The following is a 25,141-nucleotide window of genomic DNA, read 5'->3' as shown; positions in this document are numbered from 1 at the left end:
GTGCAAAAATATAAAAAAATCTAAAATCAGCCTTTTACGAGTGTTCCTATCTCCTCACCCTTAGCAATTTTCATAAAATTGCCCGGCTTATTCATATCAAAAACGATAATTGGAAGTTCATTTTCTTCACAAAGTGTAAATGCAGTCATATCCATTACATTTAATCCTTTGGCATAAACCTCTCTAAAAGAAATTTTATCGAAACGTGTTGCAGTAGGGTCTTTTTCCGGATCCGCTGTATAGATTCCATCTACACGGGTACCTTTTAAAACCACATCCGCTTTGATCTCAATTGCCCTTAAAGCAGCAGCAGAGTCTGTCGTAAAATAAGGATTACCTGTACCTGCACCGAAAATAACCACACGTCCTTTTTCAAGGTGCCTAACAGCTCTTCTGCGGATAAATGGTTCACAAATCTGTTCCATTTTGATCGCCGTAAGCAACCTGGTTTTCAGACCAACTTTTTCCAAAGCATCCTGAAGCGCCATACTGTTGATCACAGTAGCCAGCATACCCATATAATCTGCCTGTGCACGGTCCATTCCTGATTTCTCAGCACTCAAACCCCTGAAGATATTCCCTCCTCCAATCACGATGGCCACCTCAAGCCCCTGAGCATGCACCGCTTTGATATCCTCTGCGTATTGTCTAACGCGCTCATTGTCAATTCCGTATTGCTTATCGCCCATCAGCGATTCGCCACTTAATTTTAATAGGATCCTTTTATATTTCATGAGTCCAAAAATAGCTATTTGTTTTAATTATTGGGGATCAAATATTCATGTCCTCCAACAAAAACCTTTTGCAGGTTTAAATTATCATCCAGGAGCAACAGATCAGCCGTTTTACCAGGTGCAATTGTTCCTAGAGAACCTTCCAGTCCCATGAGTTTTGCCGGGTATGCAGAAGCCATATCCAGCGCATGGTTCAATGGTATCCCGCAAAATTTCACGCAATTTCTTACCGCATCCAGCATGGTAATACTGGACCCGGATAAAGTACCATCCGGAGTAATATATTTATCTCCGTTAAGCTGGTGCTGATACGGTCCGATATCACACGGTGTTACCGCATCTGTAATCAGGAACAGTCGCTCTTTCATTACCTGATAACTCATTTTCACCATCTCGAAGTCCACATGGTTACCATCGGCGATAATGCTTGCCATTGCGGTTGGGTGACTGAATACCGCAACAGGCAGATTTGGGTTCCTATGATGAATAGATGGCATGGCATTGAACAAATGAGTAGTTGTTTTAAATCCTTTGTTATAAGCTGCCGTAGCTTGTTCAAAATTGGCATCACTATGTCCCAGAGATAAGACCACCCCTTCGTCCAGCAAATATTGGATCACTTCGTCATCTTGAAGTTCGGCCGCCATGGTCATAAATTTAACCGTGCCATCGGCATAGTCCATCAACCTCTTTACTGTCTCCAGAGTCGCCTTGTGCATATAAGCTTCAAGATGTGCCCCTCTGCGCTTAGGGTTCAGGAACGGGCCTTCCAAATGCAGCCCCATAAATCCTTTTGCTTCGTTCCTATACACTTTTGCAGCATCTATCGCCTCATAAAACACCTCCATTGTATTGGTTGCAAGGCATGCCAGAAAATGCGTAGTACCTTTGCTCATCAGATCGTTATCCATCTGTCTTAAAGTATCAACAGTTGGATAAGCAGAGAACAAATTGCCTCCGCTACCATAAATCTGCAGTTCAATAAAAGCAGGTGCCAGGTAATTACCCTTTACGTCAATAACCGTATATCCATCCGGGATTCCACCTGTAGTTATAGCCTTTATCTTACCCTCTTCAATTAGAACATTTTGAGTATGGGTCAAGTGGCCATTAGTAAAGAGTTTTACGTTCGTTATTGCGATCATAGGTCAGGAATTAGTAGGAAACCGGGGCAAATATAAGGCAAAAAAAAATCCCTCACAGGGAGGGATTTTTTTATCAAATAAAATTTTGATTAAGAACCTAATTGTACACGTTTGAATGAAGTAACAGTTAGATCTTTTGAAGTATCGTTTAAGAATTTACGAACATCTTTAGAAGAATCTTTAACAAATTCCTGGTTCAATAAAGTACTGTCTTTGTAGAACTTGTTCAATTTACCAGCAGCAATTTTTTCAACCATTTCTTCTGGTTTACCTTCAGCACGGATTTGCTCTTTAGCAATTTCAGTTTCGCGCTCAATAGTAGTTGAATCTACGTCTGCTTTATCTAAAGCAACCGGGTTCATTGCAGCAATTTGCATAGCTACATCTTTACCAGCTTCTTCAACACCATCAACATTTTGGTTTAAAGCAACCAATACACCTAAACGGTAGTTACCGTGGATATAAGGAACAACTTTTTCACCTGTAACAGTTTCGAATTTAGAGATACCAATTTTCTCACCAATTTTACCAGTGTTTTCTACAATGATATCTGAAACTTTCTGACCATCTACTTCAAGAGCTAATAACTCTTCTAAAGAAGCTGGGTTTTTCTCAATAGCCAAATCAGCAAATTTGTTACCCAAAGCAACGAAATCAGCATTTTTAGCTACGAAGTCAGTTTCGCAGTTCAATTCTACAACAACACCACGTTTACCGTCTGCTGTAGCTTTAGCGATAACAACACCTTCGTTAGAATCACGATCCTGACGGCTGGCTGCTACCTTAGCACCTTTTTTACGTAAGTAATCAACGGCTGCTTCAAAATCGCCGTTTGCTTCTGTTAATGCTTTTTTGCAATCCATCATACCGGCACCGGTTTGTTGGCGTAATTTGTTTACATCTGCAGCAGTAATTTGTACTGACATTTTTGTTTCCTTTTTAAGTTTTATTTAAAAAAATAAGGGTTGTATATTGATTGTTGTAAGTAAAACCCGCAACGCACAACATACAACCCAAAATTATATTATCTACGCTTCGCTGGTTCCTTCTTCAGACTCAGCACTCACTTTTTTTCTTCTTTCGCCAGGTGCAGCAGTTTCCGGAGCATCAGCAGCAGCTTTAGCAGCTACAGCTTCTTTTTCAGCTTCATCATCTTTCTCACGCTTGCGTTCGTCTAAACCTTCTTCAATCGCTTTGATGATAACATCCGTGATTAAAGAGATAGATTTAGTTGCATCATCATTCGCCGGAATAGGGAAATCGATGTTCGAAGGATCAGAGTTTGTATCCACCATTGCAAATGTTGGAATGTTTAATTTCAACGCTTCGCTCACAGCGATATGCTCTTTTTTAACGTCAATTAAAAAGATAGCAGCTGGTAAACGGTTAAGATCCGCGATACCACCTAATAAGCTTTCCAATTTGATACGCTCACGCTGAATCATTAAACGCTCTTTCTTAGAAAGGATCGAATAAGTACCGTCTTTAGTCATTTTATCGATGTTAGACATCTTTTTGATAGACTTACGTACGGTAGCAAAGTTAGTTAACATACCACCTAACCAACGCTCAGTTACGAAAGGCATGTTTACTTTTTTTGCTTGCTCAGCAACGATTTCTTTAGCTTGTTTCTTAGTTGCTACAAATAAGATCTTACGACCTGATTTTACGATTTGTTTAATCGCAGAAGCAGCTTCTTCAGTTTTAGTTAAAGTTTTATTTAAATCTATAATGTGGATACCATTGCGCTCCATGAAAATGTAAGGCGCCATTTTTGGGTTCCATTTACGGGTAAGGTGACCAAAGTGTACACCTGCATCCAATAAGTCTTGATATGTTGTTCTTGCCATTGTGTTGTCTCCTTACGATTAACGTTTACTGAATTGGAATTTCTTACGTGCTTTCTTACGTCCTGGTTTCTTACGCTCAACCATACGCATATCACGGGTCATTAACCCTTTAGCGCGTAATGCTGGTTTTTTCTCAGCATCTAATTCAACAATAGCTTTAGCAATAGCTAAACGAACAGCCTCTGCCTGGCCTTTAACACCTCCACCCGCTACGTTTACAGTAATATCATATTGACCAACTGTTTCAGAAACTTCTAAAGATTGGTTAACGATATATTGTAAAGGTAATGTTGGGAAATATACTTTGTGATCTTTACCATTTACGGTAATAGTGCCGTTGCCTTCTTTTAAATAGATACGTGCAACAGCAGTTTTTCTTCTTCCTGAAGTATTAGTAACTGACATTTCTTTCTTCCTTTAATTAAAGTGTAATGGTTTTTGGTGATTGTGCCTGGTGAGGATGCTCAGAACCTGCATAAACAAAAAGGTTGGTGTACAATTTAGCACCCAATTTTGTTTTAGGTAACATACCACGAACAGCTTTCTCGATAACACGTGTAGGGTGTTTCGCCATTAACTCTTTCGGAGAGATGAAACGTTGACCACCTGGATAACCAGTGTAAGAAATGTATTCTTTCTCACTGAATTTGTTTCCGGTCAATTTTACCTTGTCTGCATTAATAACGATAACGTTATCTCCGCAATCTACGTGTGGGGTGTACTCAGGCTTGTTTTTACCACGGATGATCATTGCGATCTTCGATGACAAGCGCCCCAAAATCTCGCCTTCCGCATCAACAACAACCCACTGTTTGTTAACAGTTTTTGCATTGGCCGAGACAGTTTTGTAACTTAACGTATTCACTTGCTTGTATTTAATTTGTTAATAATTATTTATTGCCCCCTAAAATTTAGGGACTGCAAAGATAGATAGAAATCTTTTAATTATCAAATGCTTAGATAAAAAGAAATTACAAAATCTTTTGTTCAGATTTTCCATTTGGCCGTTGATATTCAAAAAGCAAAGATTTAAAAGGCAAAAAACTCGAAGAAACTCCGGTAAAGAATAAAAAAATGATGGCATCTGCTCGAATGCTGGCTGAGCTTAGGCGAGCTGAAAAAGCTCGCAAACCTCAAAGGCATTCTCCCAGACACCGTCATTTTTTTCCTGGATGCATAACCTGTTTGGCGCTTTATAAACCTATCCAAAACCAAATTCCATATTTTATCCTTAGATCCCGACAAAAGCACCATGAACATTTCTGTTCTGTGATTTTTCAATTTCCTGTTTCATTTTTCTTAACTTCATACATGAATAACTTCAATTGGCATTCTGAACCCCTAAACAGCAATACCATCATTACTGCTAATTATAAAAATACGCAAAATGTCAGGCGTTTTTTCCAATCCCATTTTGGCACTAATTTTAAAATGAACCGAGAATTTATGGCTTGGCTGAAGACCAATGCCGGCAAGACACTGGGAGATGCAATAAAGGCGTTTGAAAACAAAAAACTACCGTAACTATACTCTAACAAAATATCTATCCCGCCTACCTCCATTTCCTCTGCACCATACCCGGTCACCACCCTCCTCTGCAATTTGCTAAGGAAAATTCTCGTACGCTGCGGAAAGACCTCAGAGATCTGCGGGCTCCTTCAGCCCGCCTGATATCGTTAGTCTTGAAGCAGCTGTACAGAATTTTCCAAAAATTCACCTCCCTAATTATTATCTTAGACTGTAAAACTAAAAACCGCGTTACTTGTTTAACCTTAAGCGAACGAATTAGAATTTAAAATTATGACAAAAGAAACTAAAATAATTGCAGGCCTGCTGGCAGGAGCTGCACTAGGCGCCGCAGTAGCATTGATCCTTTCTACCGATAAAGGAGACGATTTAAAAGAAAGCGTAACAGATTGGTTCGCTGACCTTATTGATTCCTCAAAAGACAAACTGGCCAATGTAGCCGACTCTGTGAAAGATTCTATCTCTAAAGTACGCGCATAGAATTCCTCAATGAAGATCGCATTTCATGGCGCGGCGAGAGTCGTAACAGGTAGTAAGCATCTTATTACCTTAAGTAACAACACCAAAATCCTATTGGATTGCGGAATGTTCCAAGGCATGGGCGAAGTAACCGACCACTTAAACGGTTACTTCGGCTTTACCCCATCAGAAGTTAATTACATGGTACTTTCCCATGCACACATAGACCATTGCGGCTTACTCCCCAGACTCGTTGCAGAAGGCTTTACCGGCCCGGTGTACTGTACCCCCGCAACCATGGACCTCACCCGGATCCTGTTGATGGATTCAGCAAAAATCCAGATGCAGGATGCAGAATACCTGAACCGCAAGAGAAAAGAAGGTCAACCCATAGAAGAACCCTTGTATACCGAAGACGATGTCGTTAAAGCCCTCGGACAATTTAAAGTGGTGGACTATGACACGGACTTTGAAATCAATTCCCAAATCAGCCTGAGGTTAACAGATGCCGGCCACATTCTTGGCAGTGCCGCCGTACACCTTACCCTGCAGGAGGAGGGAAAAACCACTAAACTCACTTTCAGCGGAGATGTGGGCCGCTATGGCGACCTCTTACTGAAAAGCCCACAGAATTTTGCCCAGGCAGATTATATCGTGATGGAATCCACCTACGGAGATTCACTGCACAAAGACCTTGAGCCCATAGAAAATATGCTCTATGAGATCATCAATCAAACCTGCAACATAAAAAAAGGCAAGGTGATCATTCCAGCCTTCAGCGTAGGCCGTACACAGGAATTGCTATATGCACTCAACAGTCTTGAACTCAAGCATAAACTGCCTGACGTGGCCTACTATGTAGACAGCCCACTTTCTGAAAAAGCCACACAAGTACTGAAAGACCACCCCGAAGTATACAACAATGGCGTTAAAGAAGTCATGAAAGTAGACCATGACGTATTCAGTTTCAAAGGACTCCGCTTTATAGAAACCGTAGAAGAGTCCAAAGCCCTGAACAACGATCCCCGTCCATGTGTCATCATATCCGCATCCGGAATGGCAGAAGGCGGAAGGGTCAGACACCATATCCGCAACAACATCGGCAACCAGAAAAACACGATTCTAATGGTTGGTTACTGCGAACCCAACTCTTTAGGCGGGAAATTATTGGCCGGAAACAAAGTGGTCTATATCTTCCGGGAAGAATACCAGGTCATCGCTGAAGTCAGGTCCATCCGTTCCATGAGTGCACACGGAGATTATGAGGATTTACTTCATTTCCTGGGCGGTCAGGATCCAGCCAAGGTTAAACAATTGTTTCTGGTACATGGGGAATACCCGGTACAGCAACACTTTGCGCAGCGGCTCAATGACCACGGATTCAAACAAGTCCTGATCCCGCAGCTGCACCAGGAGATAGAACTCTGATCCGCTCCGAATTTATAGATCATTAGTATCTTTGCCCAATGGACATTTTTGGAGAAGCACTGCAAGATCAGTTTATAAAAGGAACAACAGAGACCCTCTGGCTCCACAATTCTTATGATGCCCCGGAAGAAATGCCGGTAGATATTTTTTTCCGGGGACCTGAAGAGATGCCGGAAATCGAACTGAAAGCCTTAGCGTTGTGCAGGGGCACGGTACTCGATGCAGGCGCTGGCGCTGGCAGTCATGCCCTGTGGCTCCAGCAGCAAAAGATAGAAGTCACTGCACTCGACATCTCAGAAAAAGCAACCGCCATTATGAAACAACGGGGGGTGAAACAGGTACTCCGGCAAGACCTCTTCTCCCTGAAAGGGCAGCAATTCGACACCCTGCTCCTGCTCATGAATGGTATTGGACTCACCGGAAGTATTGCCGGTTTACAGGATTTCCTGCAATGGTCTAAATCCCTGCTGAAAAAAGACGGGCAATTGCTGTTTGACAGCTCAGATATTGCCTATCTCTATCAGGATATAGACTTTCCACAGAACAAATATTATGGAGAAGTAGCCTATCAATACGAATACAAACAACAAAAAGGCAACTGGTTCAACTGGCTATATGTGGATCAGGCGATGTTGTTGAAACTGGCCAAAGAAGCGGGATGGCATTGCGAAATTGTACTGGAAGATGAGTATGACCAGTACCTTGCCCGGCTCCGGCCAATCACCGGGTAGCTGTGAAGCAATATAAAAAAAGGGTGACCCTGGTATAGGATCACCCTTTATATCTTAATAAGATAGGTGCTTATGCGCGTTCTTCCCAGATCGCAGCAATATTAATGATCGTTTGCACTGCTTTTTCCATATCCTGTACAGAAACCCATTCCTGCTTGCCATGAAAAGCATGCTCGCCTGCAAAAATATTTGGACAAGGCAAGCCCATCAATGATAAACGGGAACCATCTGTTCCTCCCCTGATGCTTTGTTTCTTCGGTTCAACCCCCGCTCTTTCAATGGCCAATGTACCGTATTCAATAACCTGAGGATACTGATCCAGTACACTTTTCATATTGCGGTATTGTGCTTTGATCGTTAAATCAAAAGTAGAATTTGGATAAGATTTAAGCACATCTTCTGCTACCAACCTCAGTGTTTCTCCATGCTGGGCAAGCAGGGCATCGTCAAAATCACGAAGGATAAAACTAGCCTGAGCTTGCTCTACATTTCCATGAATGGTTCCCGGATGAATAAAGCCTTCTTTATTGCTGGTGGCTTCCGGCGTTAAACGATCTTTCGGTAATGCATCAATAATCGCACAAAGGATTTTGATGGCACTTTCCATTTTTCCTTTGGCAAAACCCGGATGAGAGCTCACTCCATTAACGGTTAATACCGCTCCGTCTGCAGAAAAAGTCTCATCTTCTATAGAACCCAGGGTTTCTCCGTCAATGGTATAAGCGAAATCTGCACCCAGTTTTTTCAGATCAGCCTTATCTACACCACGTCCAATCTCCTCATCAGGTGTAAACAAAATTTTAATGGTTCCATGCTTAATATCCGGGTTGGCCACCAGGAAAGCCGCAGCTTCCATGATCTCCGCCACACCAGCTTTATTGTCTGCACCCAGCAGTGTTGTACCGCTGGCCGTAATAATATCATTTCCGATCTGGTTCTTCAGATCCTTGTGTTCCTTTAACTTCAGAATAATGGTTTCATCATCCGGTAAAACCAGATCCTGCCCCTGATAATTCCGGTGGATGATCGGTTTTACATTTAACCCACTGCAATCCGGTGAGGTATCCATATGTGAACAAAAACAGATTACTGGCACCTTTTTGTCGGTATTGGAAGGGATTGTAGCATATACATAACCATGTTCGTCCAGATGTGCATCTTCAAGGCCTGCCGCCAATAACTCTTCTACCAATACACGGCCCAGGTTTTTCTGTTTTTCCGTTGAGGGCGTGGTGGTCGAATCTGGATCAGACTGCGTATCTATTTGCACATACTTCTTAAAGCGTTCTGCCAGTGATTCTGTTTTATTTTGATATTTTAGCATAATTTTAAAGAATAAAGTCTGTTTAAGCTTATTAGATATAAACAGGTTCCAAAGGTAAAGAAAGATTACACTAACTTAAAAGGCATCCCTTGAAAACAATATTTACAGTTATATTCCTTTCGCTCTCCCTAAGTCTATTTGCACAATCCAATTTTTATAAAATTAGCGTTGGGGGCGGAGCTGGAATTACCCAGTCTTTTGCCGATCTTAGAAAGCATGATTTCGGACTGGCAGGCTATGTAACCGCAGATTATATGTTTACGCCTTTCGTCAGTCTGGGCCTGGAAGCGCAGGCAGGGCAGATCAATGGCGGCGACAAACAAACTGATCCCAATCACCGTCAGTTCATTAATACCTATAAATCTGTTACCGCCAATGGAAAACTCTATCTGGGCGCGCTGACAGACTACGAACACAACGAATTTCTAAGTGCCATCAAGGGGCTATATGCCGGCGCCGGACTGGGTCTGATCCAGAATAAAGTAAGCAATGTCCGGATCAAACCCTACCAGGATGGAACCACCGACGCCAACTCTTATGTATTTCCGGGCGAGAACCAAAGTAAGGAAATCACAGTTCCTTTAAACCTGGGGATCAATTTCTACCTGGCCGACCAGAATGGGGCCTATCGCTATGTGTTAAATTTCAACTACCAGGCCAATATTACTCTTGGAGAAGGCCTGGACGGTTATGACGACTCGACTGTCCGCCTGGTCAATGGAAGGCCGGATATATACACTTATTTTAGCATTGGGATCCGGTATAACCTTGGCCCCCTCGGACTGTCTCAAAAAACCTTTCGCCGCTATTAAATGAGAATCCTGATCTTATCTATTATTCTATTCAGTATGATGAAAGCTTCCGCTCAGCAAACGCCTTTCGAACTTAGCCATAAGCAAGAAACAGCTACCTATCCACAGGTCATTGAACATTATGAAAAACTGGCCGCAACTTACCCCCAGGCCAAACTGTTTACCTATGGCACAACGGATTTTGGAAAGCCCCTGCATTTGCTGGTTTTATCCAGAGATAAAATCTTTGATCCGGCCCTGATCCGGAAGAACAACAAAAGGATTTTTCTAATCAATAATGGCATCCACCCCGGGGAACCTGAAGGTGTAGATGCCTGCATGATGCTGGCCAGAGACCTGCTTAAAAACGACAGAATCCCAGAAAATACAGTAATCTGTATAATTCCTTTATACAATATAGACGGAAGCTATAACCGGACCAGCACTTCCAGAGCCAATCAAAACGGACCTGTAGCCTATGGTTTCCGGGGCAACAGCAGGAACTATGACCTGAACCGGGATTTCATTAAAACCGACTCCAAAAACTCCGCCGCTTTTCAACAAATATTTAACCTCTGGCAACCGGAAATCTTTGTCGATACACATACCAGCAACGGCGCAGACTACCAGTACACCATGACCCTCATCCCAACACAAAAGGATAAGCTGAATCCTATACTTTCTGCCTACCTGACCGGCCGTATGCTCCCTGCATTGTATACGCAAATGGCGCAAAAGGGATTTGAGCTAATACCTTATGTCAATTCTGTGGAAGAAACGCCTGATGCCGGCATTGAAGGCTTTCTGGAAACACCCCGCTTTTCTACAGGTTATACCACACTACACAATACCATTGGCTTTATGCCGGAGACGCACATGCTCAAGAGTTACGACAAACGGGTAGAATCGACCTATAAACTTCTGGAAACGTATATAAACGTAGTGGTAAAGGATGCGGAGCAAATTGGAAACAACAAGAAGAAAGCAGACCTTGCCGTTGCCACACAAAAAGAATTTACCCTGACCTGGAAGCTGGATAAAGAAAAATATGAGGAGCTCCCCTTTAAAGGATACGAGGCCGCCTATAAACCCAGCCAGGTCAGCGGAGCACCAAGGCTTTATTATGACCGCAATAAACCTTATACCCGCAGCATCAAAGAATGGAACCATTTCCTGCCCGATGTGCGGGTCCAAAAACCTGTGGCTTATCTCATTCCAAAAGCCTGGACTAAAGTGATAGAGCTCCTTAAACTAAACAACGTGGTACTAAAAGAACTCCGGGAGGATGCCGTTCTGCCAGTTGAATCTTATTATATTGCCGATTTCAAAACCGTTGGCCATCCTTTTGAAGGCCACTACCTGCATTCCAATGTACAACTGGATACCCGGCAACAACAGCTGGCGTTTTACAAAGGCGACTATATCGTTTACGTCAATCAGCCCCAGAACCGCTATATTGTTGAAACCCTGGAACCGCAGGCTACAGACTCCTTCTTCAACTGGAATTTCTTTGATTCCGTACTTGGACAGAAAGAACATTATTCGGCCTATGTTTTTGAGGATACCGCAGCAGAACTCCTGGAAAAGGATCCGGAATTAAAGGCAAAACTGGACAAAGAAAAACTTAAATATCCTGATCCCGCAGCAAAAGGAGATGCTCTGCTTGAATTTGTCTATAAAAATTCTGATTATTACGAAAAAACACATTTGCGATACCCTATTGCAAGACTACAAAACGATATTTCCATTAGCTTAAAATAACATGATAGAATATTTAAACCATACACCGGTTGCCTCCATTATTTTTGTGTTCACCCTGGTGACCAGCATCTACGCTTTTAACGATCATATTCTCTTTGGTAAATTCATGCTGCATCCCTACAGTGTATACAGGAGAAGCAAGATTTATACTTTGATCACCAGCGGGCTGATCCACTCCAACTGGATGCACCTGATTTTCAACATGTTTACCTTTTTCTTCTTTGCCTTTAAACTGGAAGCCACCATTGGCCACTGGCAATTTGCGCTGGTGTATTTCCTTGGCCTGGTGCTCAGCGACCTTCCTTCTGTCATTAAACACAAAGATGATTTCTGGTACAACAGCCTTGGGGCCTCAGGTGCCATCAGCGCGGTCCTGTTCAGCTATATCCTTTATTACCCTCTGGATACCCTGATGATCTTTCCCTTGCCTATTCCGATCTGGGCTTTTTTATTCGGTATCCTTTACCTGATCTATTGCTGGTATATGTCCAGAAACTCCAGAGACAATATTAACCATGACGCCCACCTGTTCGGTGCCATCACGGGTGTTATTGTAACCATTATCCTGGAACCAGCCATTATCCCGCATTTCATTGCAGCCTTAACCGGCGCCGGATCGGCCTTTCGTTAAACCTCAGGTAAAAAGGGTGGATGGAAATAACTTACCGGTGCGGTGGGGTCTTTGATGATCTCAAATAAAGTCAGGTTCCATGGCTTCCAGAAGTTTTCCAACACCTGACCATAAGTCTTGTGCTGCCATACGTCGAAAAGTGGTTTATTCAAAGTGCCTTTCAAAGGCATGGCATCAATATAGATTGTGCCCTCCACTGGCATCACCCCATATTCCGGCAAGCGGTTGAACAGAAAGGCCGAATAAAAGAAACGTGCGCAAAGCTCTTCGTATTGTTGCTCTGACAAAGCTTTACCCGCGATAGAATCCAGGATTTCCTGGTGAAATTTCTTATTGGTTCCATTATCCTGCAAACAGGCAATGATACCAAAATCCTTCAGTTTCAAAGAAAAAGTGAGGGTATTGATCTCATCGCGAAAGCTAAAATAATGATCCGTTTGTTCCAGTGGCACCACCACGATAGACCATGGGGTAAAATCTTCAAAAACCACATCCAGGTAAATGCTCTGGATCATGGTGTTCAGGTTGCCAAATTTATGCATCAAGCCCTGCGACATGTTCAATCCATCACCACTGAGTTGTTGCAAACGGATGGCCGCATTCATTTCGATATAGATCAGACCGTACATAAACTTGCCAATCCACTGGAAAAGCTCCCTTTCTTCCAGTTGGGATACCCCCTGGTAACCTTTGGCAAAAGCAGCAGCTACCTTTTCTTCCAGGGGCTGTATGAAATGCTCCAGTACCTCGGTATTGCAAGGTACCTTCAAGGCATTATAAGACCGCACACTTTCATCAAGCAACTTGATCTGCTCCTCTCCGGTGTAATTGGCGACCTGTAAAAGCCAGGCCGGCAAAATATTTACTTCTTGTATGGGCGAATTAAAAGTATCACCGCTCAAAAAGCAGTTTTTATACTTAAAATCAAAGTTTTTAAAGGGCTGGTATACTGAACTGTTCATAAGAAAGCGCAATATTAGGCATATTATTTTTACATTCGTTAAACAGCTCATTTTTTAACCTTGATATTACCAAACGACTAAAAAAACCTATGCAGGCCTCTTATATCTCCTATCATCTTGACCTTAAACATCCCTTTGCCATTGCTAAATTTTCGAGGACCAGCACCCCGCTGCTGCTACTCCGGCTCAGGTATGAACAGGAAGAAGGTTATGGTGAAGCTTCAATGGTCCCTTATATGGGGGAGAGCTACGAGTCTGCAACAGCATTCCTGGCCAAAGTAGATTGGAGCTGCCTTCCTTACCCTTTTAATTTTCCAGAGATCATTGCTTACCTGGACAGCCTTGCAGCAGGGCACCCCGCCATTAAAGCCGCAATAGACATTGCCCTGAACGACCTGAACGGGAAATTACAACAAAAACCCTGCTACCAGATTTACGGGGCAGATCCGCAGAAAATGCCGGTCACTTCTTATACCATCGGCATTGACAGCCCTGAAGTGATCCGGGAAAAGGTAGCTGACGCTGCAGGATTTAAGGTGCTTAAGGTTAAACTGGGCCGGGACAATGACAAAGAATTAATCAGCACGGTCAGAAGCCTCACTAATCTGCCCTTGTATGTTGATGCCAACCAGGGCTGGGACAACCGCAAAAAAGCCATAGACATGATCTACTGGCTCCATGACCAGGGTGTTGTACTTATTGAACAACCCATGAATAAAGCCGACACAGAAGGCAATGCCTGGCTGACCGGCAGAAGCCCGATACCCATCCTGGCCGATGAAGCGGCGCAGCGTCTGGCCGATCTGGAGCAAATCAGAGGAGCTTACCATGGCATCAATATTAAACTAATGAAAAGTGCCGGAATGTATGAGGCTCATCAAATGATCCTCAAAGCCAGAAGTTACGGGATGAAAATTCTGATCGGCTGTATGAGTGAGACTTCCTGCGCTTCTCTTGCTGCCGCTGCACTGGCCCCTTTATGCGACTGGGCAGATCTGGATGGGCCCTGGCTCACCAAGAACAATCCCTTTACCGTCCCGGAATTACAGGAAGGAAAATATCAGTTAAATGATCTTCCAGGCCTGGGCCTGGAAGGAATTAAGACTGATTTGTTCGATTCTTGATCTCCTGACGAAACTCCTTGGTCAGTTTGATCTTCAAATAGAAAAAAAATATGGTTGTGGCGATGAACAATCCGCCCGCCGGGTAATTGTGGTTCTGAAAACCCCATTTTATTCCCAGTACAGACACAATGATCCCTATAGTATAGAAGACATTTAATGCAATTTTCTTCTTCATACTAGTATACTGGCATGTTCGGATCAAAAGCTTCCTGCCAGGCCAGAATACCGCCTTTTAGGTTGTACAGATTGGTAAAACCATGTAATTGTTCCAGTTGCATAACCGCAGCAGCACTTCTTTTACCACTTCTGCATTGGATAATTACAGGCTTATCTGTAGCCACTCTGTCTACTTCGATCAGCAATCCGCCAAGAGGAATATTTTCTCCGTTCAGGTTAGAGGTTTCATATTCAAAAGTCTCTCTGACATCGATCAGTTGAAAATCTTCCTTATTGTCTATTTTCTGTTTAAGTTCTTGTACAGTAACTTCCTTCATTGTATTCAATTTTTCTCAAAGATAATCATTTAAAATAAATGAGATCCGCCCTCCGGAAAATGTGACAATTTCAAAATATTTTAGAAATTGCGCTGTAACAACTCTGTGTGGCAAGCGTTTAATAGTAAGTCTTTACTAATTTTGACCTCATCATGAATTCGATCAGCCGTTTCTTCTGGTTTTGCTCCGGCGTGCATATTGGTACCCTGGAGAAACACCCTACAGAACACAACAAATATATCGGCATAGGAGCCACTATTTTTTTTACAGGTCTGTTTGCGGCACTCTCTGGTGGTTATGCCATGTATTTTGTATTCAAAGGTGATACCGCGGCGGTATTGTTCGCTTTATTCTTTGGACTGCTCTGGGGGCTGGCTATTTTTAATATGGACCGGTATATCGTTTCTTCCATTGACAAGAATGCTTCCTCTGCCAAACAGATGCTGCAGGCCACACCAAGAATCCTGCTGGCCATTATGATCGGGATGGTGATTTCCCGTCCGCTGGAACTGAAAATCTTTGATAAAGAAATTAAAGAGCGCCTCAAAGTGAGCTATATGAACAACCAACGTTCCAAGATTGATACCCTCAACGGCTCCTTTGATAAAAAATACAAGATTGAACTCGGCAAGCTCAAGGAAGCCAAAGCGCAACGGGATTCTCTGGAAAGCGGCATCAAAGCCGACCGTCAGAAACTCAACTTTGAGATCTTTGGAAACAAGACCACGGAAACCTCGGGTGTGATGGGCTATGGACCTTATGCCAAACGTAAAGAAGCAGAATTGAAACAAAGAGAACAGAATCTGGATACCCTAAGTGCAGATGTACGAAAGCTGGAACAGTTTGTAGATGACCGGAAACAGTTTGACGGCCTCATGACTGAGAAATTGTATACGGGAAAAGAACTGGACAGCCTGACCAATATCGCCGGTTTTGCAGACAGAAACTGGGCTCTAGGTCAGCTCAGCTTTAATCCCAACGGCACCAGGGACCTCAACACCTCTCTTGCAGTTACTTTTATTGGATTACTTTTCATTTTCTTTGAATGTTTACCGGTATTTGTAAAAATGATGAGCGCACGCGGGTCCTATGATCATGCTATAGCCAATCTGGAGGAAGTACAGATGCACAGTTCGGATAAAGACAAGGAATTTGAAACAGAAGTAACCGATCAGGTACAGGAAACCAGAATTTCTACCGAAATTGAGCGGCGTAAACAACGGATAAGAACACAAGAATAAAAAACACTATGAGGAGACGACTACTGTATTTCTTTATCGCTTTCTGTATCACCGGCTCTGCCGCTGCTCAGAACATAGATAAGATCATTACCAAAAATTATGTGGATGGACTGATTAAAACCCTCAGCAGCGACGATATGCAGGGCAGAGGTACTTTTACCCCAGGCATCGATAAAGCCGCTACTTTCATTGAAGGGGAATTTAAAAAGATTGGCCTGCAGCCACTAACAGGAGCAAACGGGTACAGACAAACCTTTTACAAATACCAGCTTAAACCCTCTTTAACCGAAGTTTCTGTTGATGGTAAGACCATCGAACCAGAAAAAGTATTGGTTGTGGGAAATCATGCCGAGGCGCTGCAGTTTGACAACACCAACAGCGATGGCTGGATCAAAATGGATCCGGAAAAACCCTTTATGGATCAATACCGTGCCATTATCCGCAACAAAAAGAAACAACTGGTATTGGTTGACGTAAAATTTGTAGATGTTTTTAAACGCATTAAAGCCTACCTGGAATCAGGAAGTGTTCTGGATGAAAAAGACCTCAAAGAAAGCAGCTCCGCCCTGGTATTTGTTCTCGATCAGGATACTGTAGCCAATAATTTTAAGGTAAACTTAAAAAACAGCGTCAATAAAATGCCCCTGTTTAACGTTGCGGGCATGATCCCGGGAAAATCAAAAGCCAAAGAACTGGTGATCTTTTCAGGGCACTATGACCACTTAGGTATTTTACCTGCGGTGGATCAGGACAGCATTGCAAATGGGGCAGATGATGATGCCTCAGGCACTACAGCGATGATTGCCCTCGCCAAATATTATAAAAAGCTACACAACAATGAACGCACACTGATCTTTGTGGCTTTTACAGCAGAAGAAATTGGTGGTTTTGGTGCACGTTATTTTTCACAGCAATTAAATCCCGATGAAGTGGTGGCCATGTTCAATATTGAAATGATTGGAAAAGAAAGCAAATTTGGTAAGAACTCGGCCTTCATTACCGGTTTCGACAAATCTGATTTTGGAAAGATCCTTCAGAAAAACCTGGCAGGATCACCCTTTACCTTTCACCCGGATCCCTATCCGCAGCAAAATCTGTTCTATAGAAGCGATAATGCGACGCTGGCGGCTTTAGGAGTTCCTGCCCATACCATTAGTACAGACCAGATTGATACCGATAAACTTTACCATACCGTAAAAGATGAGTATTCAAGCCTGGATACAGAAAACATCCTGATGACCATCAAGGCCATTGCAAAAAGCGCCCTATCTATTGTAAAGGGAACGGATACCCCTACCCGAATCCCTAAATTACAACCATAAAGACTTAGGAAATATCCATTTCCATCACATAATCATTCATGAAGAAACCGTTGCCGATATCCAGGTCAACGGTTTCTTTAATTTGGAAACCTGCCCGCTCGTAAAAATCCTTTGCGTTATTTTCACGGTTTACATTCAGTTGCAGTTTTTTTCCACCGGCTTCCCGGATGGCATTTACAATTTCATTGATTAAAAATTTCCCTACGCCTTTGCCATGTGCCTCAGGAAGCACATACAATTTGTGCAGTTTATAGACTTTATTGTCGTGGTCTGTAATAGAATAACCTGCAAAACCCATATCTTTTTTCCCAATCTCTGCAATCAGGAAGACATGTCCCTGCATCATCTGTTCCAGCAGCACTCCATCATTATACATATTCTTCAGCATATAATCTACCTGTTCCTGGCCGATAATAGGTACATAGGTAGGCCCCCATGTAATTGCTGCAATTTCCCGGATCAGGGGAATATCCTGTTCTTTAGCTTTTCTTAAAAGGATCATAATTTTTCACTGATGATTAAATATTCGGTATCGAAAATAAATTCGACAAATCCATCGTGCAGCACCTGAAAGGTTTCATCTTCATCTTGCTTTAAATTAGTGGTTTCAAAATAAGACAGCACTTCGATCAAAAAGATACTTCCAGCCGGCTTCCAAACCTTAAAACCACTCTTAATGGCATAGGCTTTTTGGGTAGAGGTAAACAGAACGATATTGATCAGCGGCACATAGTATAGCAGATCCTTAAGCTTATTCTCCGCAGCAATGATGTTCACCGCAGGATACTTTTCAGAGATCAGGTAATTCAGCGCTGTATTAAAATCATCTCCAGGCCCCATAATGGTCCGGGTATGCTCCTGTGAAAAAGTACCATCTATTCCGTTCAGGACCAGATCTACTTTCAGGCCCAGACTGATGATTTTCTCATATTCGCTGGCATTAACGATCAGCGTCGGGCTCCATTCCAGCAGCTGTCCAAGATACTCGGTATCAAAATCTCCCAGCTGATGAATATACAAGGCTGGCTCTTGTTTTTCCTTTACGATGTGATGTGACGACATGGAGCGAATGTAATAAAAAAAGGGGGATGCTGTTCAACATCCCCCCCCGAATTTCATAGCTATAGATTTTGCTGTTAATTGAATTTGTATTTAACCCCAATCTGCATTCTCCATCTTGCAGTTTCGTCAATACTATTGGAGAATGTATTCACCAATGGCGTTGCACTGCCAGCATTCAGGTAAGGGAAAGAGAAAGTAGGCTGGCCATTTGCATCCAGACCTTTAAAATTCAGCAATCCATTCGCTCTGTTGGCAAACTTAGGTACACCCCAGGTCTTATTGATCATATTTCCAAAGTTGAAAATGTCAAAGGTAAATTGCAGGGAATTTTTCTTGCCGCCCAGGTTTCCAAACAAATCTTGCGCAATACGGATGTCCAGCGTTCCAACCATGGTTCCAACCAGCCCATTCCTTTCGGCATACTGCCCTCTTCTCTTGTTCAGATAAGGATCCTGATTGATATAACTGTCCAGTTGCGACCACAATTGATCTGCTGTACGGGTATCTGCTGCAGACTCTGCCACCAGTTTAATTTGTGATTTGTCTTTTGGTACATAGATCAGATCATTTCCGCTCAAACCGTCATTGTTCAGGTCGTTTCCGTAGGTATAAGAATAGCGCAATCCATCCTGTAACTGGTAAAACAAAGATACCGTTGTTCCAAGATGGTTAATGTATTCTTTCCGGTAAGCCAAAGAGGCAATAAACCTGTTTTTAACCATATAGGTAGAATAAGACATTTCATCTGTATTCGGATTTCCGGCAACAGAACGGTCCCTCCACATGGATTGTGCAATAGTACCGCCATCATTTACAGAACGGGAATCGGTATAGGTATAACCTGCGGTCGCAAAGAAACCGCCTTTAAATTCTTTGGACAATGTACCTGTTAAAGACAAACTATGGCCTTTATTGGTATTGGTCATTACAATCGCATCAGAGATGTTCGGATTGGACGGTGTTGGCGTAGCTGATCCATAAATCCGGGAACCGGTATACCTTGGTCTGTTATCTGCACCAGCAAGCAGTTTATAATCTGATGTATTCAAATTTACGTTACGGAAGTAAACAGAATTGATGTCTTTAGAATACAAAGCCTCCAGTGTTCCGGTGATTCCACCAGGTAGTTTCTGGTCAACAGCAAGATTGGAACGCCATACCTGCATAAATTTGAAGTTGGATTGAGTAACCGCTAAATTATATGCTGTATTGTTTGCTGCTGTAGCATGGTTTACATTTCTGTAAGCATCTACATTTGGTGTAAAAGGGCGGTTTACCGGATTAGAAATAGATTCCGATCCAAACTGCGTACCATTGTTGCTGGCCTGATTAGAGATCCATACCAGCGGCGGACGACCTGTAAACAATCCGGTACCACCCCTTACCTGGGTTATACCTTCGTTATTTACATTCCAGTTAAAGCCTAATCTTGGCGACCATAAGACCGCAGATTTAGGATATTTGCTCACATCAATCTTCTCTCCGTCTGCAAAGGTCAGTTTTTCTACATTTTCATTGCGCATCGCCGAACCAGAAGATATATTGGTCAGGTCTGCACGCAAACCAGCTGTCAACTTAAACTGATCACTTACAGCATAGGCATCCTGTATATACAAACCATACATATTGGAGTTAATGGTACCAAAAGGAAAAGAACCATCTGGCATTACCGAATACTGGATCTGATATTTTGTGGCATTAGAAACCCCATTCATTGCACTATTATAAAAGTCGGCCAGACTGTTAAAGGTATAAGTACCATAATAATTCGGTGCAAAACCATTAGACGTTCTGTAGCCCTCATAATTAGCCCCTAAAGTAATCTCATGACGACCTGCATAGATATTAAAGTTATCCGTTACCTGGTACACTTTCGTTTTTAAAATGTTGAAAGCCGTAAATGGCTCCATTCCAAAAGCCGTGTAAGAACCCCCGTCAGCATTCATGATGTCTACCAAAGGAAAAGGTTTGTTACCTTTTGATTCCCTGAAGTCATTCATGTTGTTAAAGCCAACAGTTAACTGATTGGACATTTTATTATTGAACCGGGTCCTGAATTCCAGGTTCACGTTGTCCATATTGTTGTTAATTCCGTAACCAGCAGATTGAAAAGGTAATCCGGTTTGAGAAGGCTGACGCAGACTTTTCGGCGCCCCGCTATTACTTGGCAAAATATCCTTAAATGACCTGAAATAGAAATATTTTAAGCTCAGGGTATTCTTGTCGTCAATGTTGTAATCTAATTTTGCAGAAAGCTTATTGCTTCTGGTTTTCAGCGGATAATTCTCATATGGTCCCGGATCGTATCCCAGACCTTGTAAAAAAGTACTCAGTTTATCAAGATCTTCTGCTTTAGCCTGAGAAACGTTTGGCCCTGTACTTCCATTACGTGAAGCTACAAAGCTGGTACCCGGATCTGATCTTCTTTCCAGCTCACCACTTAAGAAAAAGAAGAGCTTGTTTTTGATGATCGGGCCACCTAAAGTAAAGCCATAACCTTTCAGGCTAAAATTATTCACCGGTGTTTTTAGCCCCGCATAGTTTTGCTCGCTCACCAGGTCCTGATTTCTATAATAACTGTTTAAAGTTCCCTGAAATTCATTGGTTCCAGAACGCGTTACAGCGTTGATAGCCGCACCGGTAAAGCCGCTCTGACGGATATCATAAGGTGCAATATTTACACTGATCTCTTCAAAAGCGTCCATATTGATAGGCTGGGAACCCGTTTGGCTACCAATAGTACCCTGCAAGCCAAAGGCATTGTTAAACAAAGCACCATCTATGGTGAAGTTATTGCCCACATTGCTTCTGCCCGCAAAGCTCGGACTTCCAAACTGTACAGAAAACTGAGGCGTTAGTTTTACAAAATCTGTAAAACTGCGGTTCAGTGTCGGCAGGTTTTGAATTGCCGCACGGGAAATGTTCTGCGATGCACCGGTACGTCCGGAATTGAATACTTTTCCCTGAACTCCGGAAATGGAAACTTCGTTCAGCGTGTTGCTGTCTTCATTAATTTTAAAATTCAGTGTAGAGTTTTGCCCCAAGGCCAGCTTTTCTACCCTTTCAGATTGGGTTTTAAACCCAACAAAGGAAACTGAAACCGTATAAGGCCCGCCAATCCGCATACTTGGCAGGTTATAACGTCCGTCAGCACGGGTAGTTGTGCTGTATTTTGAACCCGAAGGTTCATGAATGGCAATCACCGTTGCACCGGGGATAGGCCCTTTTGCATCTGCGACTGTACCGTTTAAAGAAGCGGTTGTTTCATTCTGAGCAAAGGCCAGAGATCCACTCAGCAATACCATACAGCTGCTTAGAAATAAGAATAGAAGTTTTTTCATCCGATAGTTTTTATTGTTATTTGTGATAAAACTTCGTGCTTCATCACAATTTTTTTACAAAACTATCGAATCGCTATTGCTGAATTCCATGTTCTACGTTAACTAATTGTTAACATTTCTGGCTTTATAAACCAAAACAACTTTAACTTAACAAACAAGCTTATTTCTTGTTAAAACTTTTCTGAATGCTGTTGTATAGGTTTCTGGCAGAATAGGTTCCCGGATCTATGATTCGCCTGATGGTGTATAAAGGATAGGTTTCATCCCGTTTCGTGGATAGAATAAAAGCGGCTTTAAAACCATGTTCTTTTAATTTATGCAACAGCGAAGCTTTAAAAAGGCCATAAGGATAAGCGAAATATTCGACCTTTTTACCGGTCAGTTTTTCCAGGGTTTTAGTGGGCTCGTCAATCTGGATCTTCCAGTCTTCATCCGTAAACTGGGTAAAGTTCTTATGGTTCCAGGTATGACTGGCAATCACATGACCATCATCAGAAAGTTCTTTAATCTGTGCTTTACTCATGTAGCGGGGTCTTCCTATAGAAACCGTCATAATAAAAAACACCCCCTTAAAACCATATTTTTTCAATTCCGAAGCACCTGTGGTATACTGGTCCAGGTCTGTATCATCAAAGCTGATCATGATCGGCTTTGACGGCAAGGCTGTTCCATAATTTAAATAATCATAGAGCTGATCGGGTAAAATGGTATGGTAACCACTGTCCGCCAGCATTTTCATATGCTCCTTAAAATGAGCCGGAGGGATAATATCATCATGAGCCCTTTTAGAATCTGAAGCCTTCCAGTCCCGGATCTGGTGATAACACAGTACAGGTACTTCTTTCCTGCTCAAAACGGTTTTTGCATCGGCGGGTACGCGCTTGACAGTTGTATCTTTTTTAGTTTCTGCATTCGCCTCTTTCTGTTCTGCCCGGGCAGAAGATTGTCTTGTACCCTGGCCACATGCCGAAAGCAACAAGGGAAAAAGCAGACATAGGTATGGTTTCATGCGACAAAAGTAATAAACAATCTCTATTTCTTCTATTGCTCCAATTACACTTCTTCCGGCATTTGAAGTTTCCACAAATGTCCATAATGAGAATTGGGTTTATGCCTCAATTCCTGGTGATTTCCTTGTTCTATAACCACGCCTTTATCCAACACGATGATCTTATCTGCATTATTCAGCGTACTCAGACGATGCGCAATTACAATGACCGTTTTGTGCCTCGCCTTTAAAATATCAATCATTCTCTGTACATATTTTTCTGATGCAGAGTCCAGGGAAGAAGTCGCTTCATCCAGGATCAGCACTTCCGGGTCCCGGTATAAAGCTCTTGCAATAGCAATACGCTGTCTCTGGCCTCCGGATAAGGAAGCTCCGTTTTCCCCAAGGTAGGTTTGAAATCCCCTGGGCAGCGATTCTATAAATCCAATCAGTCCAAGTTGTGTAGAAATGTCTATGATCTTCTGCATATCCGGCTCATAATCGCCAATGGCAATATTATCTATCACATTACCGGCAAACAGGTCAATCTGCTGCGGCACCACTGACACGAGGCGGCGGAGTGAGGAATTGTTGATATATTTCAGGTCATACTTTCCGATCCGTATGTTTCCGCTTTGTATCGGATAAATGTTCTGCAGTAAGGACATCAGGGTTGATTTTCCTGAGCCACTCTCTCCTATAATGGCCGTAAACCTTCCTTTTGGGATCTTTAAATTCAGATCTTCAAAAACAGCAACCCTGGTACCGTAACGAAAGGAAACATGTTCAAAATGTATATCGCCTATTTTATCCGGGGTCAGTTCAATCTGGTTTTCCTCTTTTTCCAGTTCCAGATCCATAATTTCAAAAAGCCGGTCGGCAGCAATCACCGCATCCTGCACCGTTTTGTTCATCCCGATCAGGGAAGAAACAGGCCCGGTAAAATAACCAATCAAGGTATAAAAAGACAATAGCTCTCCTGGAGTAATGGTGCTGTCAATCACATAACCTGCGCCTACCCAGAGCAGAATGATGGTGAGCAAACGTGAGGTCAGTTCGGAAGATGTCCCTGCGAATACAGAATTCATATTCGATTTAAAACCATCTTTCAGCAGTTTGACAAAATGGGTTTCTGTTTTCTCATTGGCAAAAGACTCCAGGCCAAACCTTTTTATCGTTCCCACTGCATTCAGACTTTCCACCAGCTGAGATTCCAGTTCAGCAGAATCTTCCATTAGCTTTCTTTGTGCTTTTTTGTTGAGTTTGTCCGTCACATAGTAAATGAGCAGGTACAAGGGAATCACCGCAAGCATGAGCAGGGCCAGCTTCCAGTAATAGGTAAACATCATGGCAAAGGAGAAAAACACAATGAATATATTCACCAGGAAATTGATGCTTACATCGTTTAAAAAGGTCCTGATCTTTACCGCATCATTGATCCTGGAAATGATCTCCCCCACCCGCATGGTATCAAAGAACTGTTGCGGAAGCCTTAAAAGGTGCTTATAATAGCCCAGGATGAGCTTAGCATCGATCATCTGCCCGGTCTTAAGGGTAAACACCGTTTTTGCCGTTCCAATAAAAAGCTGGATCACCAGGATGATCACCATAGCCATACTCATCAGGTTCAGCAAGTTCCGGTTCCCGTCTACCATCACAAAATCGACCAGTTTCTGTACAAAAACAGAGGTAGAAAGCCCTAAAACCGTATAAACAATGGCACCAAACAGGGCTTGAATCAAAATCGACTTATGTGGGCGGATCAAGTTCCAGAAACGCCCATATACCGAAGCTTTTTCATTGCCGGTTTCAAAGTCATCCGAAGGCAGCAACAACACCAGGGCCCCTGTCCATTCTTTTTTAAACTCCTCATGGCTCTTCCTGTACATCTGCCCGTCGATAGGATCCATGACTTCGACCACTTTATTGGTGACTTTATAGATCACCACATAATGTTCCAGAATTTCCTTAACGATAAGATGTGCTACTGCTGGTTTTGGGATTTTAAACAAGCTGTCGAAAGAACCTTTCACCCCTTTCGCTTCAAAGCCTAACTTTTGAGCCGCCTCTACCATTCCCAGCACATTGGTTCCCTTCTTGTCCGTTCCGGCAAACTGCCTGATCCTGGCCACAGGAAGGTCTAATTTATAATGGGATGCAATGGAAGCCAGGCAGGCTGCACCGCAATCTGTAATGTCCCTTTGTTTTACTTTGATGCTCATAGCC

At 42.7% G+C, this 25,141-nt stretch carries 25 protein-coding genes; 10 read left to right on the top strand and 15 right to left on the bottom strand.

All coding sequences use genetic code 11. From position 1 onward, the window contains the following. Window positions 1-26 precede the first annotated feature (26 nt). The 6 genes from pyrH to rplM form a co-directional block, all read right to left on the bottom strand. A complete protein-coding gene (gene pyrH, locus R2S08_RS23535; RefSeq protein ID WP_108552462.1) occupies window positions 27-734 on the bottom strand; it encodes a UMP kinase in 708 nt (235 codons plus the stop codon). 23 nt (window positions 735-757) lie between these two features. Next, window positions 758-1,879: an N-acetylglucosamine-6-phosphate deacetylase gene (gene nagA, locus R2S08_RS23530; RefSeq protein WP_316837440.1), complete on the bottom strand. Its 1,122-nt coding sequence runs from the start codon at window positions 1,877-1,879 to the stop codon at window positions 758-760. Window positions 1,880-1,968: 89 nt separating this feature from the next. Then, window positions 1,969-2,805 (bottom strand): translation elongation factor Ts, encoded by an 837-nt coding sequence (gene tsf, locus R2S08_RS23525; RefSeq protein WP_108552454.1) that lies wholly within the window; start codon window positions 2,803-2,805, stop codon window positions 1,969-1,971. A 102-nt stretch (window positions 2,806-2,907) separates the two neighbouring features. Continuing rightward, window positions 2,908-3,729, bottom strand: coding sequence for a 30S ribosomal protein S2 (gene rpsB / locus R2S08_RS23520; RefSeq protein WP_108552452.1), 822 nt, complete (start codon window positions 3,727-3,729; stop codon window positions 2,908-2,910). An 18-nt stretch (window positions 3,730-3,747) separates the two neighbouring features. After that, the gene (gene rpsI / locus R2S08_RS23515) at window positions 3,748-4,134 is read right to left on the bottom strand and encodes a 30S ribosomal protein S9 (protein ID WP_108552450.1); all 387 of its coding nucleotides are present in this window, start codon (window positions 4,132-4,134) and stop codon (window positions 3,748-3,750) included. 16 nt (window positions 4,135-4,150) lie between these two features. Beyond that, window positions 4,151-4,594, bottom strand: coding sequence for a 50S ribosomal protein L13 (gene rplM / locus R2S08_RS23510; protein WP_108552448.1), 444 nt, complete (start codon window positions 4,592-4,594; stop codon window positions 4,151-4,153). Between the two features lie 209 nt (window positions 4,595-4,803). Here rplM and R2S08_RS23505 point away from each other — a divergent pair, with 209 nt between their 5' ends. The 4 genes from R2S08_RS23505 (at window position 4,804) to R2S08_RS23490 (ending at window position 7,874) form a co-directional block, all read left to right on the top strand. Then, on the top strand, window positions 4,804-5,253 hold the full coding sequence (locus tag R2S08_RS23505; protein ID WP_316837439.1) for a DUF6434 domain-containing protein: 450 nt from the start codon (window positions 4,804-4,806) through the stop codon (window positions 5,251-5,253). A 276-nt stretch (window positions 5,254-5,529) separates the two neighbouring features. Further along, complete coding sequence (locus tag R2S08_RS23500) at window positions 5,530-5,736, top strand: YtxH domain-containing protein (RefSeq protein WP_133783849.1); 207 nt, start codon at window positions 5,530-5,532, stop codon at window positions 5,734-5,736. 9 nt (window positions 5,737-5,745) lie between these two features. Further along, window positions 5,746-7,143 carry an MBL fold metallo-hydrolase gene (locus R2S08_RS23495; RefSeq protein ID WP_316837438.1) on the top strand — a complete coding sequence of 466 codons (1,398 nt, stop codon included), beginning with the start codon at window positions 5,746-5,748 and terminating at the stop codon, window positions 7,141-7,143. Between the two features lie 38 nt (window positions 7,144-7,181). After that, window positions 7,182-7,874 (top strand): class I SAM-dependent methyltransferase, encoded by a 693-nt coding sequence (locus tag R2S08_RS23490; protein WP_316837437.1) that lies wholly within the window; start codon window positions 7,182-7,184, stop codon window positions 7,872-7,874. A gap of 70 nt (window positions 7,875-7,944) precedes the next feature. On the opposite strand, the gene pepT is transcribed toward R2S08_RS23490, so the two are convergent. Further along, on the bottom strand, window positions 7,945-9,198 hold the full coding sequence (gene pepT / locus R2S08_RS23485) for a peptidase T (protein ID WP_316837436.1): 1,254 nt from the start codon (window positions 9,196-9,198) through the stop codon (window positions 7,945-7,947). 89 nt (window positions 9,199-9,287) lie between these two features. Between pepT and R2S08_RS23480 the strand changes: the two genes are divergently transcribed. The 3 genes from R2S08_RS23480 to R2S08_RS23470 are packed head-to-tail and all read left to right on the top strand — an operon-like array spanning window position 9,288 to window position 12,381. Continuing rightward, the gene (locus R2S08_RS23480; protein WP_316837435.1) at window positions 9,288-10,010 is read left to right on the top strand and encodes an outer membrane beta-barrel protein; all 723 of its coding nucleotides are present in this window, start codon (window positions 9,288-9,290) and stop codon (window positions 10,008-10,010) included. Between the two features lie 36 nt (window positions 10,011-10,046). Beyond that, window positions 10,047-11,750, top strand: coding sequence for a M14 family metallopeptidase (locus tag R2S08_RS23475; RefSeq protein WP_316837434.1), 1,704 nt, complete (start codon window positions 10,047-10,049; stop codon window positions 11,748-11,750). 1 nt (window position 11,751) lies between these two features. After that, the gene (locus R2S08_RS23470) at window positions 11,752-12,381 is read left to right on the top strand and encodes a rhomboid family intramembrane serine protease (protein WP_316837433.1); all 630 of its coding nucleotides are present in this window, start codon (window positions 11,752-11,754) and stop codon (window positions 12,379-12,381) included. Here the strand turns inward: R2S08_RS23470 and R2S08_RS23465 are convergent. Continuing rightward, window positions 12,378-13,343: a hypothetical protein gene (locus R2S08_RS23465; protein ID WP_316837432.1), complete on the bottom strand. Its 966-nt coding sequence runs from the start codon at window positions 13,341-13,343 to the stop codon at window positions 12,378-12,380. The genes R2S08_RS23470 and R2S08_RS23465 overlap by 4 nt on opposite strands. Before the next feature lie 89 nt (window positions 13,344-13,432). Between R2S08_RS23465 and R2S08_RS23460 the strand changes: the two genes are divergently transcribed. Next, the gene (locus R2S08_RS23460) at window positions 13,433-14,467 is read left to right on the top strand and encodes a dipeptide epimerase (protein WP_316837431.1); all 1,035 of its coding nucleotides are present in this window, start codon (window positions 13,433-13,435) and stop codon (window positions 14,465-14,467) included. Here R2S08_RS23460 and R2S08_RS23455 read toward each other — a convergent pair. Together R2S08_RS23455 and R2S08_RS23450 are read right to left on the bottom strand one after the other, a co-directional pair. Further along, on the bottom strand, window positions 14,442-14,642 hold the full coding sequence (locus R2S08_RS23455; protein ID WP_316837430.1) for a DUF6358 family protein: 201 nt from the start codon (window positions 14,640-14,642) through the stop codon (window positions 14,442-14,444). The genes R2S08_RS23460 and R2S08_RS23455 overlap by 26 nt on opposite strands. A gap of 1 nt (window position 14,643) precedes the next feature. Continuing rightward, on the bottom strand, window positions 14,644-14,961 hold the full coding sequence (locus R2S08_RS23450; protein ID WP_108552096.1) for a rhodanese-like domain-containing protein: 318 nt from the start codon (window positions 14,959-14,961) through the stop codon (window positions 14,644-14,646). A gap of 152 nt (window positions 14,962-15,113) precedes the next feature. Here R2S08_RS23450 and R2S08_RS23445 point away from each other — a divergent pair, with 152 nt between their 5' ends. Further along, entirely contained in the window at window positions 15,114-16,202 is a 1,089-nt protein-coding gene (locus R2S08_RS23445) for a DUF4407 domain-containing protein (RefSeq protein ID WP_316837429.1), read from the top strand. Window positions 16,203-16,210: 8 nt separating this feature from the next. Beyond that, on the top strand, window positions 16,211-17,524 hold the full coding sequence (locus R2S08_RS23440; RefSeq protein ID WP_316837428.1) for a M20/M25/M40 family metallo-hydrolase: 1,314 nt from the start codon (window positions 16,211-16,213) through the stop codon (window positions 17,522-17,524). A 4-nt stretch (window positions 17,525-17,528) separates the two neighbouring features. Here the strand turns inward: R2S08_RS23440 and R2S08_RS23435 are convergent, their stop codons facing one another. The 5 genes from R2S08_RS23435 to R2S08_RS23415 all read right to left on the bottom strand — a co-directional run bounded on the left by R2S08_RS23435 (window position 17,529) and on the right by R2S08_RS23415 (window position 25,137). After that, entirely contained in the window at window positions 17,529-18,026 is a 498-nt protein-coding gene (locus R2S08_RS23435) for a GNAT family N-acetyltransferase (RefSeq protein WP_133783874.1), read from the bottom strand. Beyond that, on the bottom strand, window positions 18,023-18,586 hold the full coding sequence (locus tag R2S08_RS23430; RefSeq protein ID WP_316837427.1) for a thiamine pyrophosphokinase: 564 nt from the start codon (window positions 18,584-18,586) through the stop codon (window positions 18,023-18,025). The genes R2S08_RS23435 and R2S08_RS23430 overlap by 4 nt, the downstream gene beginning before the upstream one ends. 74 nt (window positions 18,587-18,660) lie before the next feature. Next, window positions 18,661-21,927 carry a carboxypeptidase regulatory-like domain-containing protein gene (locus tag R2S08_RS23425; RefSeq protein WP_316837426.1) on the bottom strand — a complete coding sequence of 1,089 codons (3,267 nt, stop codon included), beginning with the start codon at window positions 21,925-21,927 and terminating at the stop codon, window positions 18,661-18,663. A gap of 160 nt (window positions 21,928-22,087) precedes the next feature. Then, window positions 22,088-22,936, bottom strand: a complete 849-nt coding sequence (locus R2S08_RS23420; protein WP_316837425.1) for a polysaccharide deacetylase family protein — start codon at window positions 22,934-22,936, stop codon at window positions 22,088-22,090. A 44-nt stretch (window positions 22,937-22,980) separates the two neighbouring features. Beyond that, complete coding sequence (locus R2S08_RS23415) at window positions 22,981-25,137, bottom strand: peptidase domain-containing ABC transporter (RefSeq protein WP_316837424.1); 2,157 nt, start codon at window positions 25,135-25,137, stop codon at window positions 22,981-22,983. Window positions 25,138-25,141: the final 4 nt, after the last annotated feature.

Origin of the sequence: Pedobacter nutrimenti (assembly GCF_032678445.1) — a bacterium.
Classification (GTDB): Bacteria; Bacteroidota; Bacteroidia; order Sphingobacteriales; family Sphingobacteriaceae; genus Pedobacter; species Pedobacter nutrimenti_A.
This window is presented reverse-complemented; position numbering and strand designations above follow the sequence as displayed.